The following is a 14,037-nucleotide window of genomic DNA, read 5'->3' on the forward strand; positions in this document are numbered from 1 at the left end:
TGAAATCGCACACGTTATCGGCAGTCGTTTGGGAACCGACCCTACCGATCCGTCATCCGGTTCACCAATGGGCGAGCGCGCTTGTTGGCACGCCTACACGCGCGCAGGCGCGCGCCGCTACGCCGTCCTGCAGCGCGCGGCGGAACAAGGGCGACATGCCCTGCAGCAACCGCGCGGAAGCCCGTGCCTGGGTGCGCTGCAACGGCGTTCGTTCGAGCATCGTCGTGGCCCACTCTGGAAGCAGCGCAGCACCGGCGCCGAGGAACAGTTCGCGCGAAAGCCCCGCCATCGGTACCGGCAGCCGGATGCTGGACAACACCGCCAGCACTTCACGTGAGCGCGCATCGAACCGCAGCAGCGTCTGCTGCCGCGCGAAATACGCTTCCACCTCCGCTTCCGAAGCCGGCACATCGGTGGCACCCAACGCTTCGGCCACGCGCCGGTACTCGTCGTAGTACCGGTCGGCGATGGGCTCCGGCACCTCGCGGCAGTAACGCCGGTAGCCCTGCAGGAAGCCGTATGCCTCGGTGACATGCACCCAGGTCAGCAACGCCGGATCATCGGCCGAATACGCCTGCCCATCCTGCGTCTGCCCGCGCACGTGTGCGTGGATGCGCTTCACCTTCCCGACCAACGCTTCCACTTCGCCCGACGCCGCGTAGCTGGTACATGCCACGAACGCCGTGGTGCGGCGCAGCCGCCCCACCAGGTCGTCGCGGAAGTTGGAGTGGTCATACACCCCGGCCAGTGCCAGCGGGTGCAGGGTCTGCAGCATCAGCGCGCACAGCCCGCCGGCCAGCATCCCCGGAAACTCGGCATGCACCCGCCAGGTCACGCTATCGGGCCCGAACCAGCCCGGGTCGCCGAGCGGGTGGTCGTAATCGATGCCGCTCTGCCCGCGCGGGAACGCACCCAGCACCCAGCGCCGGATCGGTACGGTGGCGGGGCGGGTGAGGCGGTGCAGCAGTGACGACATCGGGGGTGCTTCCATGGGTGAAGAGGCCGGCGATCCTGCGCGGTTGCGTCAATTCTGCGTGATCCACGTCGCCCCGACCACGTCCGGCACGGCACCGGCCTACACATTGTGCGGTCGCAGCAGAAAACGGCGGGAATTTTTCGCTTCACCGGCAGTTTTACATGATGCACCGCGCAAAAATTTCGGCGCCCTGCGCATTCAGTTAAGTCCCCTGCGGCGTTTTGTCGCACTGCCCATTGCCAAGCGAAATGAAAGTGCTAGAACTGAACCCGCCTCACCGTCCGTCCAAATGCGCCGCTGCACGTTCCCGAAGGAGCCCGTGATGATCGCTTTGTTCAAAGGTTTAGGTTTACTGCTCCAGGACAACGAGCTCTACGGCAGCCCGTTCGAAAAGCAGGTCGCGCATTGGCGCAACAAGAGTGAGCAGCAGATCCGCGAAGAAGTGGCCACCCTGGCCAAGGCCAAGGGCCAGTGGCTGATGGCGTCCATCGTTGGGTGGCAGGCGGCCTCGCTGCTGATCCTCGGGCTGATCGCCAACTACCTGTGGAAGGACGACTTCCATATCACCTTCACCCGCGTGGTGATCGTGTTCGGCTCGTGGGTCTCGATCCTGTTCGTGATCTGGTTCATGGCCAATATGTTCGACCACACCGCCGGCTTCGAGCGCTGGATGAAGGCATTCAACAGCCGGGCGCGGATCACCTCCGATGCCGATACCGTGGAATGCGTGGCCGAAGCGCTGGACATGGCCCAGCTCTACCCGGAAGTACTCGATTACAAGCAGGCGGTCACTGCCAGGCGTGAGCTGCGCCACGAAGACATCCGCATCATGCGGGAGATCGGGCGCATGAAGCAGCATTCGGAACTGGTCGGCCAGCTCAACCACGTCGGCGAACCCGACCCCGGCCAGAACCTGCACCTGCAACCGGCCTTCTGACCCCACCAGATCCAGGGGGATCCCAATGCCACCGTGCGCGAACACGGTGGCATTGTTTTTCTACATGCCGCGGAACAGGCTCATGAACGGCTGGCTCACGTTGAGCACTTCCGGCCGCTGCTTCAGGCGCAGCTGGCCACGGCCGGTGTCATCGCGGCTCACCGCCGCCACCGCTTTCATGTTGACGATGGTGGAGCGGTGGATCTGGCGGAAGCGCTGCGGGTCCAGCACTTCCAGCAGCTCGCGCAGCGGCGTGCGCAGCAGGCTTTCGCCCGCCTCGGTCACCACCGTGGTGTACTTGCTGTCGGCGCGGAAGTAGACCACGTCTTCGAGCATGATCAGCTGCGTATCGCGGCCATTGCTGGCGGTGATCCACGCCAGCGGCGGCGCGTTCGAGTGCGCCCCGGGCTGCTGGCCCAGGCGCTGCAGCAGCTGCTCCAGCATCGCGTTGTCCGGCCGGCCCATCTGCATGCGCGCCAGGATGCGCTCGCGCGTGGCCAGCAGCCGCTCGTCGCTGACCGGCTTGAGCAGGTAATCCATCGCGCCCTGCTCGAAGGCATCGATCGCATATTGGTCGTAGGCGGTCACGAACACCACCTGGGTGCGCGGGCTGATCTCCGGCAGCGCGCGCGCTACCTCGATGCCGCTGATGCCAGGCATGCGGATGTCGAGCAGGGCCAGGTCCGGTTTCAGTTCGGCCAACCGCTCCAGCGCGCTTGCGCCGTCTTCGCATTCGGCCACCAGCCGCAGTTCCGGCCACAACCGCTGCAGCTGGGCCACCAGCGACTGGCGCAGCAGGTCTTCGTCTTCGGCAATGAGGGCATCAAGCAGCATGGATCGCCTCGCGTGCGTCGCGCGGCAAGGTGATCGTTGCCGCCACGCCGCTGGGGAAGTTGGACACGATGGCCACGCCGGCGCGTTCACCGCAGGTCAGGCGCAGCCGTTCGCGCAGGTTTTTCAGGCCGATGCCGGTGCCGCTGCTGCCCTGCCCGAAGCCCAGGCCGTCATCGGCCACGGTCAGGGTGACGTGGTCATCGAAGGCGCGCGCGATGATCCACACCGTGCCGCCACCGGGCTTGGGCTCCAGCCCGTGCTTGATCGCGTTCTCGACCAGCGTCTGCAGCGCCATCGACGGCAGCGGTACGGTTTCCAGCGCCGGCGGCACATCCACCTGCAGTGCCAGCCGCGCGCCCATGCGGATCTTGAGGATTTCCAGATAGGCCTTGGTGCGCTCCAGCTCCACGCCCAGGGTGGACATCGATTCGTCCACGCTCGGCAGCGAACTGCGCAGGTACTGGATCAGGTGCCCCAGCATCTGGTCGGCGCGCGGCGGATCGGTGCGGGTCAGTACCTGCGCGTTGGCCAGTGTGTTGTACAGGAAGTGCGGTTCCACCTGTGCGTGCAGCAGGTTCAGCCGCGCCACCGACAGTTCCTTTTCCGTGGCGGTCTGTTCGGCCGCCGCCTGCTCGTCGCGGCGTTGTTCGGACACGCGGCGGGTGATGGCGCGGCTGACCGCTTCGGCGTTCTCGTAGTTGCTGCCTTCGTCCACCGCCAGCAGGTCGGCCCACACCCCGGCATCGGGCTCGAAGACCAGGGTCACGCTGCTGGTACCCTGCCCCGGGGCGACCGTGGCCAGCACGCTGTTGCGCTTGATCGCCCAGCGCGCCGGCAGGTTCCAGCGCGACGGCGGGCGGCCGTTGTAGGGGTCCACGCGGCGCACATAGGCGCGCACCTGCAGGCTGCCGGCGGCGCTTTCGATGTCTTCCACGCGCGGCAGTTCCTTGATCGCCTGTTCGACCAGGCTGAAGGCCTCGCCGGCGTCCATCGGCAGTTCGATCTGGCGCCGCTGGCGGCTGGACAGGGTGGCCGCATCCAGGCGCCCGGCCAGGGTCGAGACCCGGCGCAGGTGGGTGATGCAGCTGCCCAGCGCGGTGATCATCAGGAACAGCGCCAGCAGTCCGAACACCCAGCCCGGGCCTTCATCCATGCCGTGGAAGAAGCCACTCCACACGAACCCGGCCACGACGATCGCCGCGGCCCAGGCCACCAGAATACGGAGAATCAGGGAAAGGCTGGCAAACACGGCGGCGTCTTCACGATGGGATGGTGTGAGGATAGCCCTGCCCGTGGAGGGCACAAGCGGGATGCGACGAAACCGCTGAAAACGGTGGTGAAGGGGGCTTCTTGAACGCCTGACGGAAGTCTTCGGTCTTCCATTCAACCCGGTTGCGACCACGGATCAGCGGATGTCCCGTTCCACGCCGTCACCATCGCGGGACCGCGTTCCCCGCCGGCGGTGCCGGCGGGGTGGGTTCGATCACTTCCGATCGGCAGCCGATGCATCCCGCGGTGCGCGGAACTGGGAATCATCGCTCCAGTTCGGCCAGCTGCGGGAGTTGGCCAGCTGGTTGCCCAGCGTGTACAGCACTTCCAGATCGCGGGCGGCGCCGGCGAACTTCCAGTCCGGCTGCCACTCGTCGCCCTGCTGGTGGTAGCGCTTGGCGGTGTAATCGTCCGAGGCCGCCTTGCCTGCGGCCACGCCGCCGTCCACCCAGTCCTGGCCGGCCGAGTAGGAAACCGCCGGCACGCCACGCTTGGCGAACGGGAAGTGATCGGAACGGAAGAACAGGCCCGCTTCCGGCTTCGGATCCGGGGTGTAGCGGATATCCCAGCCTTGGGCCACGTCCTTCAGCTGGTCCAGCAGTTCCAGCTTGGCCGAGCCATAGATGCCGAAATCACGCGACGGGCCGAACGGCGCCATGCCATCCATGTTGATCACCGCCACGGTCTTGGCCAGCGGGTACAGCGGGTGGCTGGCGTAGAACTCCGAACCCAGCAGGCCCTTCTCTTCGGCGGTCACGGCCAGGAACAGCACCGAACGCTCCGGGCGCTTGCCCTTGGCGAAGCCACGGGCCAGTTCCACCAGCGAGGCGGTGCCGCTGGCGTTGTCCAGCGCACCGTTGAAGATGGTGTCGCCGTTCGCATCCGGCTTGCCCACGCCGATATGGTCCCAGTGCGCGCTGTACACCACGGTTTCATCCGGGTGCTTGCTGCCTTCCAGGCGCGCGGCCACGTTGTGCGAGGTGATCACCTCGGTCTTCACCGCGTACTTGGCCGACAGGGTTTCGCCCTTCAGCTCCACCGGCTTGAAATCACGTCGCTGGGCCTGCTTCTTCAGCGCCTCGAAGTCCTGCCCGGCACGCTTGAACAGGTCCACTGCCAGGTCGCGCTGGATCCAGCCTTCCAGCAGCGGGTGTGCTTCGGCCGGGTTGTCGCGGACCACGTCGAACATGGTGTTGGTGTTGGAACCGGCCACCGTGGCCCAGCCGTAGGAGGCCGGCGCGGTTTCGTGGACGATCAGCACGCCCAGCGCACCCTGGCGGGCGGCCTCTTCGTACTTGTAGGTCCAGCGGCCGTAATAGGTCATGCCCTTGCCGTCGAAGTCGCCTTCGCCGGTTTCAAAATCCGGGTCGTTGATCAGCACGACGGCGATCTTGCCCTTCAGGTCCACGTTCTTGAAGTCGTTCCAGTTGCGCTCCGGCGCGTTCACGCCGTAGCCCAGGAACACCAGCGGGGCGTTCTGGATATCCACTTCGGACGCGCCGTTCATGGCCGCGCGCACCGCGATTTCCTGGCCCTGGGTAAGCGACTGCGGCTTGCCCTTGCTGGACAGCGCCAGGCTCGGCGTGCCAACGATATCGCCCTTGAGCAGCGGCACGGCCTGGGTCCACAGGCGCTTGCCATCTTTCAGGTCGCCGCCCGGCTGCAGGCCGGCGTCCGCGAACTGCTTGCTGAGGAAAGCGATGGTTTTCGCTTCGCCGGCCGTGGCGGGCGAGCGGCCCTCATAGGCGTCGGAGGCCAGTTCCTTGACGTCGGCGGAGATCCGCGCGCCATCGAATTTCGGCGTCGCCGCCATCAGGGCGCTGGACACCGACAGTGCCAGCACGCTCAAAACCACTCGCTTCATCGTTTTCTCCGGGACAGGGGCATCATCCTCTGATCATACCCATTCCCGGCGTTTCCGCCTTCCGCGCGGAACCGCCCGGCGCTGCGCGCCGCCGCACGACCAACGGTCGTGCGCTACCCCGGTAGGTACCGACCGTTGGTCGGTACGCTGTTTCACCAGTTCGGATCTTCCGCCGGTGCCGCCGCCTTCGGTGCCGCCGCGCGCGTCGGCTTCGGCTTCGCGCTGCCGCTGGATGCCGTCGCCGCCGACGCGGCCGGCTTCACCGCACCGGCCTGCGAACGCAGCTCGATCGAACCGGGCTTGAAGTTCGCGCCGCCCAGGTCCGCCCCACCTTCGATGGTGCCGTAGGAGGTCTGCGATGCCACGCGGTCCACCCGGATCGTGCAGCACGGGGTTTCATTGCGGCCCAGCGAACGCCCGGTCTGCGGGTCCTTCAGTTCCTCGCCCAGCATCACCGCCTGCCAGCGCTGGCCGGCCTGGAGCGATTCACCGCCCTGGCTCAGCACCACCTGGTCGCCGGTCATGGCCACCACCGACACCGGGAAGATCTCGGTGATGATCGCCGTGCCGATCTGCCCGGACAGCGAATCCATCATCGCCGCCGCCATGCCCTTGCCATCCACCACGCGCGGCAGGGTGCTCGGGCCGGTCGAGGCCAGCTGATGGTCGAAGCTGTCGGACATCACCACCTCACCGGTGGTCGCGTTGATCAGGCGCAGGGTGATGCGCCCGCCGCCAGAATACGAGGTCACCTGGCGGTCGGACATGCGCAGGTTGCGCACGCTGCGCGGGTACTCGAAGCGTTCGATGGTCGGAATCAGGATCAGGTCGGTGGCCAGCTGCTGGCCCAGCCGCGCGGTGTCCTGCAGGCGCACGTTGCCGCTGTTGATGTGGTCGATCTCGGCCTGCATCTCCTCGCCGAACTCACGGTCCAGCACGATGAAGCGCTTGGTCTGGGTCAGCGTGTCGTTCAGGCGCGCGCGGATCGCCGCGGCCACTTCGTCACTGGCCACCCGGCCATCGCCGACGGCATAGGTGCCGCTGCGCACGTGCGGCTGCGCCACCACGATCTTCGGCCGGCCCTGTTCGTCCGGGGCGCGGTACTTGGCGATGTCGGCACGCACGCGCACCTTCCAGTAGCTGCGCATGGTGCGGCGGCTGACATCGGACTCGAACGACTGCGCGCCGCGCTTGGCGTCCACGCTGGCCTGTTCCTTGTAGCTTTCCTTGATGCTGGCCGATGCGGAACTCCCGCCACCGGCAGCCTCTGCCTGCGCCTGCGCCGAGCCACTGGCCGAGGCAGACGCCGAATAACTGTAGCCGGCGTCGCTGGCGCGCACGCGGGCAATCACTTCTTCATCGAGCTGGCTGACTTCTTCCTGCGAGAGGATCTCGTAGCCCAGCACCGCCCCCTGCGAGGCGGCAATCATCTGCTGGGAAAACGCGTCGGCGCGGATATCGCCGACGTGTTCCCCATCCACGTCCACATGCAGGCCCGCACGCAGGCTCTGCATCTGGCTGGCGACACGCACGCCATTGACCTGCGCCACCGCCGACTGCAGCGCGGCCAGCACCGCCAGCTCCGGGGTGCTGCCGATGCCCTCGGCTTCGCGCGCCACCCGGGTGGTGCCGCCGAAGTCCGGGGACCCGCGCAGCGGCTTCTCGGCCGGGGCTTCCAGCTTCGATTCCGCCTTCGGTGCGGGCGCCTCCACCGGTGCCTCCTGCTTGCCGCAGGCGGCAAGCAGGGCAGCGGTGAGGGCCAGGCTCAACAGTCGGTATGAGGTCTGCATGCGTGGCGTTCCTTTCGATTACAGGCTGTCGAGCATCGACTCGGCGTTGCCCGGCACCTTGATCTTGGCGGCGCGGGCGAAGGTCAGTGCGGCCTTCGACGAGGAGTACAGGCCCTTCAGGTAGCCCGGCGATTCCTTGGCCACCCACGCACCGGCGGCCAGCTTGCGGCCCACGGTGACCAGCTGGGTGCCGCTCAGGCTCTTCATGCCGTTGGCGAAGTTGCTGGCTTCACCGCTCAGCTTCTGGCCTTCGGCAGCCGACGCGACCAGGGCGACCAGGCCGGTGGTGTAGTGCTGCTTGGATTCGGCGCTCAGCTCCGGCTGCGCGGCCACGCGCTCATCGATCGCAGCCTGGGCTGCTTCGCTGACCGACACCGACTTCTTCATCTGGTCCACATTGACCGAACCGGACGACAGCGCCATGCGCTCGGCTTCCAGCAGCTTGACCTGCTCGGCAAGGCCGAAGGCCTTGGCGAAGGAGGTCTGGGCGTCGATCGAGTGCGACTGCGAGGACACGAAACGACGCACCAGCGCTTCCTGCGCGGCTTCGTCCGGGGCGCCGGCCGAAGCGGCCGCGGCGCTGTTGCCGCCGCCAGCCAGGTCCTTCAGCTTGCCGAACTGCGCATGCGCCGGAGCGGCGAAGGTGGTGGCGATGGCCAGGGCGATGAGGGTCTTGCGGATCATTGGGTAATTCCTTGTTGGAAAATGTTGGCGCGAACCGGTGGGTACCGACCGTTGGTCGGTACGCCTTAACGCACGGCCTTGACGTTCAATTCGTTGATCATCTGCTGCGCACCCTTCTCGGCGGCGATCTGCAGCGCATTGGTGCGGGCCACGGTCTCGTTCGGACCGGTGCCGGAGAACTGCACCGGACCCACCGACGACACGGTCTTCGGGAAGCGGCCGCTCACGTCCAGCACCTTACCGGTGACGGTGACGAACACGCGGGTGTTGCCGCTGACCGGATCGCGGTCACGCATGCCCACGTCCAGCGTGCCGACCGCCAGGTACGGGATGTTGGCCGCCTTGATGCCATTGGCGGTATCGCGCAGGGTGGCGGCCGACAGGTCGTTGCCGGTGCTGAAGTCCTTGCGGATGCGCTCAATGCTCAGCAGGCCACGCGATTCGCCTTCCACGTATTCCGCTTCCACCACTTCATAGCCGGCTGCGCTGAACGCGCCGGTCATCGCGGTGTTGATCTCGTTGGCGTTGGCCACCTTCCAGGCGATGTTGTCGCTGCGCGCGGTGGTGCTGCCACCGGCGGTGATCGACACCGACGCGTTCTGGTTGATGCTGCCGTTGGTGCTCACCGAGTTGCCACGGAAGCTGTCGCCTTCGCGGGTCTTCTCGTCGTAGCTCTGGCTGGCGTCGACCCGGCGGTATTCCTTGTCCTGGAACGACTGCACGGTGTCCTGCGAGCGCGCCATGAACAGGAAGGTCAGCATCGAGCGCTCATTGCTGCGTGCACCGGCGGTGGCCGAGCCGGCATCCAGCTTGGTCTGCAGCAGGGTGGTATTGATCTCGGCGCGGACGCTGACGGTGTAGGTCTTGGCCTTCTTGTCTTCGGTATCCGACAGCGGCACCGCCGACAGCACGTAACGGTCGATTTCACCGATGAACTCGGCGCGGCGGTCTTCGAACAGGCGCAGCTTGGCCGCGCCGGATTCGGCGATGTACGCCTCCAGTGCATTGACCTTGGCCTTGTTCAGGGCCTGGGCGCGGGTGTCGGCACTCAGGCGCAGGCCATAGCTGGCCGAACCGGTACCACGGGAACTGGCGGTCTGCGCCGAAACCGGCGCGGCAACCAGCAGTGCAATGAGAATCAGCAGTACGGCACGAATCAACGGCATGAGGTGATCAACTCCTGGAGGGCTTGGGTCTGTTGCTGCAGCGGCTTGCCGCCGGGCTTCTGTTCGTCCAGCCACGCTTTCGAATCCGCGCGCTTGGCGGCGGCGCCGGCGAAGGCGTCCAGGCCGGCCAGCGTGGTTTCGTAGCTGGCCGACCACTGGTCAACATGCCACTGGGTCGACGGCACCACCTTGGTGGCGCCCTTGCGCAGCGGCTGGTCGAAGAACACCTTGCCCGAGAACGGCTCCACCACCGTGGCCTGGAAGAACGCGCCGAACAGCATCGTCTTCATCGCCGGGGTTTCATTGATCACGCCGTTCTTCAGCGCATCCAGGCGCAGCTTCACCACGTAATCCGGCTCGGGGATCTTCAGCTGGTACACCTTGCCGTCGGCAAAGCGTGCGGCCATCGCACCGCCGATCGCCTGGCCGGTGGCCGGCGGCAGCAGCCCGATGCCGGTGTTGGACGACAGCGTCTTGGACAGCTCATGGGCCAGCGTGGCGCGCAGCACCTGCTCATCCACCGCGTCGGGCAGCTTGGCGCGCACCGCGTCGGAAAGGGTCACCTCGCCCACCTGCAGGCGCCGCGTCGACGCGGCCGGCAGCTTTGCCTTGGCCAGCGTATCGGCCAGCACCTGCGGCAGGCCGGTGGCGGCCTTGCCGTACAGCAGGTCGGCCACGATCGCATCGATGTCGTCCTCGTCCGGCAGGAACTCCATCACGTCGATGCGCTGCAGCGTGATCGGGTAGGACGCCACCACCTGGCGTTCGCGGAAATCGAAGAACAGCGCCTGCAGCGCCACTTCCACCAGCACCTTGTACTGGCCACCGATCGGTTCGATCGACACCAGCTCGCGGTCCAGCGCGGTGGCCAGCACCGTGGCACTGGTGGTGCCATCAAGCATCGCCAGCGGTTGGTCGATCAGTTCCAGGCTGGCCGGGCGCTGCGCCTGCAGCCGGGCCCACAGGGCCTGGTTGAGCGGGGCCAGGCCACGCGCCTTGAGCACGGCGGCCGCACGCGGGGTGCTGGCTTCAACGGCGCTCTGGTCGGCGGTGTAGGCAAAACCGGCCCAATAGGCCTGCTGCGATTTGTCGGCGGCCTGCGCGGCGCTGGCGAAGGTGGCAGTGCCAACCAGTACGAACCCGCACAACAGCAGCCACGCGCTACGCGCGCGCGTACGCTTCTTCCCTGAAACCATCGTCCCGCAATCCTTCTCGAACGGACCCGGCAAGGCGCCCGGTCACTTTTGTGAGGCGCCACCATAGTGCCTGTTCAGGTTTCGGGCAAGTGGAGAATTGTGTCAGTCCGGCTGCAGCTGCGCCGCCCGCGCCTGCAGCAGCGCGCGTTCGCGCGCGTTGGGAGTAAGCCGCGCCGCCCGCGCAAAGGCATCGGCCGCCTCTGCGTGCCGGCCCATCTGCGACAAAAGGTCACCCTGCACCGCCGCCATCGGCGCGTAGTCGCGCAACCGTGGATCGTCGGCCAGCTGCTCCACCAACGGCCATGCGGCTGCCGCCCCTTCCGCGCGCGAAACCGCCACCGCGCGGTTGAGTTCCACCACCGGTGACGGCTGCACTTCCCCCAACCGCGCATACAGCGCGGCCATGCGCGCCCAGTCGGTCGCATCGGCGTGGCGCGCGCGCGCGTGGCAGTCGGCGATGGCCGCCTGCAGCACGTAGCCATCATCGGCCCCACCCAGCGCCACAGCCTGCTGCAGCGCCGCCTGCCCGCGCGCCACCTGCAGGTGGTCCCAGCGGCTGCGGTCCTGGTCGGGCAGCAGGATCGGATTGCCGTTCACATCCACGCGCGCGGCCGCGCGTGAGGCCTGCAGTTCCATCAGCGCCAGCAGGCCGTGCACCTGCGGCCAGGTCGGCAGGCGCTGCTGCAGCACCCGCCCCAGCCGCAGGGCTTCCTCGCACAGCGCCGGGCGCATCCAGTCATCGCCGCTGCTGGCCGCATAGCCTTCGTTGAAAATCAGGTACACCACTGCCAGCACCGAGCCCAGCCGCTCCGGCAATGCCGCCTGGCGCGGCACTTCGAACGGCACCTGCTTGTCGGCCAGCGTGCGCTTGGCGCGCACGATGCGCTGGGCAATGGTCGGCTCCGGCTGCAGGAACGCGCGCGCGATCTCATCGGTGGTCAGGCCGCCCAGCAGGCGCAGGGTCAGTGCCACCCGTGCATCGGCCGACAGCACCGGGTGGCAGGCCACGAACATCAGCCGCAGCAGGTCATCCCCGATGTCGTCCTGCAGGGCGTCGCTGTCGTCGGGCAGCGGCAAGGGCTGCGGCTCCAGCTCGCTGCCCCATTGCGCATGCTGGCCGGCCACGCGCTGGTGCTGGCGCAGCACGTCGATGGCGCGATTGCGTGCAGTAGTCATCAGCCACGCTCCCGGATTATCCGGAACGCCCTGGGTGGGCCAGCGCTCCAGCGCGGCCAGCCAGGTGTCCTGGGCCAGTTCTTCGGCACGCCCGATATCGCCGCCCAGCATCCGCGCCAGGCGTGCGATCAGCGCCGGCGACTCCATGCGCCAGAGGGTATCCAGTCGTTGTGTCAGCGCAGCTTCCATGCGGCGAATGAGAGCATCCGTCACCGCGCCGCACAAGGTGCGGCGCGGCACCTGGCATCAGCCGGGTTCGCCATCCATGTGCGCCACTTCCCACAGGTGGCCATCGAGGTCCTCGAAGCTGCGCTGGTACATGAAGCCGTAATCGCGCGGCGGGGTCGGTTCACTGCCGCCGGCCTTGAGCACTTTTTCCAGGGTTTCATCCACCGCCGGGCGGCTGGGCGAAGACAACGCAAGAATCACCTGCGCCTGCTTGCGCGCATCGGCGATGGGCCGGTTGATGAAGGTGGCGAAGAACGGCTCCAGCAGCAGCATCAGCATGATGGTGTCGCTGATGTTGAACGAGGCCGCCTTGTCATCGGTGTAGGTCAGGTTGGGCGTGAAACCCAGCGCGGTGAAGAACGCCTTGCTCCTGTCCAGGTCGCGGACGGGCAGGTTCACGAAGATCATCTGGGGCGTGTCGGTCATGATGGGTTTCCCGTGATCAGTAGGGTTTCATGCAGTTGACCATCCACGGCTTGCCGTAGCGGTCTTCCAGCATGCCCCAGCGCTTGGCCCAGAACGTTTCGCCGATCGGGAACGTGACCTTGCCGCCCTCGGACAGCGCCTTGAACAAGCGCTCGGCTTCTTCCTCGGTTTCCACCTCGATGTTGATCGTGGTGGTGCCTTGGCCCGAAGAAGGCGGGCCATCGGCCGCCATCAGGATCGCGCTGCCCACTTCCAGCTGGCTGTGCGCGATCAGGTTCGGATCGGACGGGCCAGGGTTGTCGCCACAGCCGTCCATGTTGTCGCTGGGCGGCATGTCGCTGTACTTCATTTCCGAGGTGACCTTGCCGCCCAGCACCTGGGCATAGAACGCCATGGCTTCGTGGGTCTGGCCATTGAAGCCAAGAAATGGAATCAGTTTCATGGGAATCTCCTGAAAAGCACGGGGGGTGGGTCAGTCGGCCTGGCCGATCTGCTCGCGCAGACGCTGTTCCTGCGCACGTAATTCCGGGGTGAAAACCTCGCCAAAATCTTCTTCGGTATAGAACGGGCGGATCTCCACCACGTCGCCGGGCAGGAACGGGGCGCGCTTGAGCCATTCGGTGGCTTCGTCCACCGAACGCACCTGCCACAGCCAGAACCCGGCCACCAGCTCGCGGGTTTCGGCGAACGGGCCGTCGATCACCTGCGGTGCCGTGCCTGTGTAGGCGACCCGGCGGCCGTGGCTGCTGGGGCGCAGGCCATCGCCGGCCAGCATGATCCCGGCCTTGACCAGCTCCTCGTTGAAGGCGCCCATGTCCCGGAACTGCGCTTCGGTGGGCAGCACCCCGGCCTCGGTGGCCTCGGTCGCCTTCACGATCACCATGACTTTCATCGGCTTTCCTCGTTGTCGGCCCGGTTGGCGGGCCCTTCATGAGATACGACGCCCCAGTGGAACGGAAATCGACATGCCTGCCAAAAAATATTCCGATGCCGGCAGCTGTTGACGGTCACGGCCCTGAACGGGCCGGCAGCGCTGCACTGCAACAGGACCGCAGCGCAGGCTGGGGCATCATGGGCATCCCCTGCCCAGCGGTGCGCCGGCCATGCAATTCCTGCTGCTGATCTATATCGACGAATCCCTGATCCAGGACGTGCCCGCCGAGGAATACGACGCCATGATGCGCGGCTGCATCCAGCATGCTGACACGCTGAAGGCCGAAGGCACGCTGGTCGCCTCGCAGCAGCTCGAGCCGGTCGCCCAGGCGCGCACCCTGCGCACGCGCCAGGCGCAGGTGCGCATCACCGACGGCCCATTCGCCGAAACCCGCGAACTCCTCGCCGGCTTCAACCTCATCAACGCCAGCGACCACGATGAAGCCCTGCGCATCGCCCAAGGGTTCCCGTGGTCGCGCTACGGCAGCATCGAAGTCCGCCCGGTAGCCGACTTCGAAGCAGAACGCCGCCGGGTCGGCGCCTGAGGTTGCCTGGAAA

14 protein-coding genes are annotated in these 14,037 nt (G+C 66.8%); 2 read left to right on the forward strand and 12 right to left on the reverse strand.

Features of this window, described 5'->3' with window-relative positions; translation table 11 throughout:
• Window positions 1–61 precede the first annotated feature (61 nt).
• Window positions 62–976 (reverse strand): oxygenase MpaB family protein, encoded by a 915-nt coding sequence (locus SOM39_RS09210; RefSeq protein WP_320458163.1) that lies wholly within the window; start codon window positions 974–976, stop codon window positions 62–64.
• 322 nt (window positions 977–1,298) lie between these two features.
• On the opposite strand from SOM39_RS09210, the gene SOM39_RS09215 reads away from it, so the two are divergent.
• On the forward strand, window positions 1,299–1,913 hold the full coding sequence (locus SOM39_RS09215) for a hypothetical protein (RefSeq protein WP_068854530.1): 615 nt from the start codon (window positions 1,299–1,301) through the stop codon (window positions 1,911–1,913).
• 60 nt (window positions 1,914–1,973) lie between these two features.
• Here the strand turns inward: SOM39_RS09215 and SOM39_RS09220 are convergent, their stop codons facing one another.
• From SOM39_RS09220 to SOM39_RS09270, 11 genes are all read right to left on the reverse strand, one after another.
• The gene (locus SOM39_RS09220) at window positions 1,974–2,747 is read right to left on the reverse strand and encodes a LytR/AlgR family response regulator transcription factor (protein WP_068848943.1); all 774 of its coding nucleotides are present in this window, start codon (window positions 2,745–2,747) and stop codon (window positions 1,974–1,976) included.
• The gene (locus tag SOM39_RS09225; RefSeq protein WP_306989915.1) at window positions 2,737–3,996 is read right to left on the reverse strand and encodes a sensor histidine kinase; all 1,260 of its coding nucleotides are present in this window, start codon (window positions 3,994–3,996) and stop codon (window positions 2,737–2,739) included. Before SOM39_RS09225 ends, SOM39_RS09220 begins: the two co-directional genes overlap by 11 nt.
• A gap of 234 nt (window positions 3,997–4,230) precedes the next feature.
• Complete coding sequence (locus SOM39_RS09230; protein ID WP_320458164.1) at window positions 4,231–5,880, reverse strand: M28 family metallopeptidase; 1,650 nt, start codon at window positions 5,878–5,880, stop codon at window positions 4,231–4,233.
• Between the two features lie 152 nt (window positions 5,881–6,032).
• The gene (locus tag SOM39_RS09235) at window positions 6,033–7,670 is read right to left on the reverse strand and encodes a CsgG/HfaB family protein (RefSeq protein ID WP_320458165.1); all 1,638 of its coding nucleotides are present in this window, start codon (window positions 7,668–7,670) and stop codon (window positions 6,033–6,035) included.
• An 18-nt stretch (window positions 7,671–7,688) separates the two neighbouring features.
• A complete protein-coding gene (locus tag SOM39_RS09240) occupies window positions 7,689–8,354 on the reverse strand; it encodes a hypothetical protein (protein ID WP_068848935.1) in 666 nt (221 codons plus the stop codon).
• A 65-nt stretch (window positions 8,355–8,419) separates the two neighbouring features.
• A complete protein-coding gene (locus SOM39_RS09245) occupies window positions 8,420–9,520 on the reverse strand; it encodes a hypothetical protein (RefSeq protein ID WP_320458166.1) in 1,101 nt (366 codons plus the stop codon).
• On the reverse strand, window positions 9,511–10,716 hold the full coding sequence (locus SOM39_RS09250; protein WP_237334311.1) for a hypothetical protein: 1,206 nt from the start codon (window positions 10,714–10,716) through the stop codon (window positions 9,511–9,513). Before SOM39_RS09250 ends, SOM39_RS09245 begins: the two co-directional genes overlap by 10 nt.
• A 102-nt stretch (window positions 10,717–10,818) precedes the next feature.
• The gene (locus tag SOM39_RS09255; protein WP_320458167.1) at window positions 10,819–12,081 is read right to left on the reverse strand and encodes an RNA polymerase sigma factor; all 1,263 of its coding nucleotides are present in this window, start codon (window positions 12,079–12,081) and stop codon (window positions 10,819–10,821) included.
• Window positions 12,082–12,138: 57 nt separating this feature from the next.
• Window positions 12,139–12,546, reverse strand: coding sequence for a VOC family protein (locus tag SOM39_RS09260; RefSeq protein WP_068848929.1), 408 nt, complete (start codon window positions 12,544–12,546; stop codon window positions 12,139–12,141).
• A 16-nt stretch (window positions 12,547–12,562) separates the two neighbouring features.
• A complete protein-coding gene (locus tag SOM39_RS09265) occupies window positions 12,563–12,988 on the reverse strand; it encodes a VOC family protein (protein WP_320458168.1) in 426 nt (141 codons plus the stop codon).
• Window positions 12,989–13,018: 30 nt separating this feature from the next.
• Complete coding sequence (locus tag SOM39_RS09270; RefSeq protein ID WP_095364561.1) at window positions 13,019–13,438, reverse strand: YciI family protein; 420 nt, start codon at window positions 13,436–13,438, stop codon at window positions 13,019–13,021.
• A gap of 211 nt (window positions 13,439–13,649) precedes the next feature.
• Between SOM39_RS09270 and SOM39_RS09275 the strand changes: the two genes are divergently transcribed.
• The gene (locus SOM39_RS09275) at window positions 13,650–14,024 is read left to right on the forward strand and encodes a YciI family protein (protein ID WP_320458169.1); all 375 of its coding nucleotides are present in this window, start codon (window positions 13,650–13,652) and stop codon (window positions 14,022–14,024) included.
• Window positions 14,025–14,037: the final 13 nt, after the last annotated feature.

Origin of the sequence: Stenotrophomonas sp. CFBP8994, from assembly GCF_034044835.1 — a bacterium.
GTDB classification, from domain to species: domain Bacteria; phylum Pseudomonadota; class Gammaproteobacteria; order Xanthomonadales; family Xanthomonadaceae; genus Stenotrophomonas; species Stenotrophomonas rhizophila_A.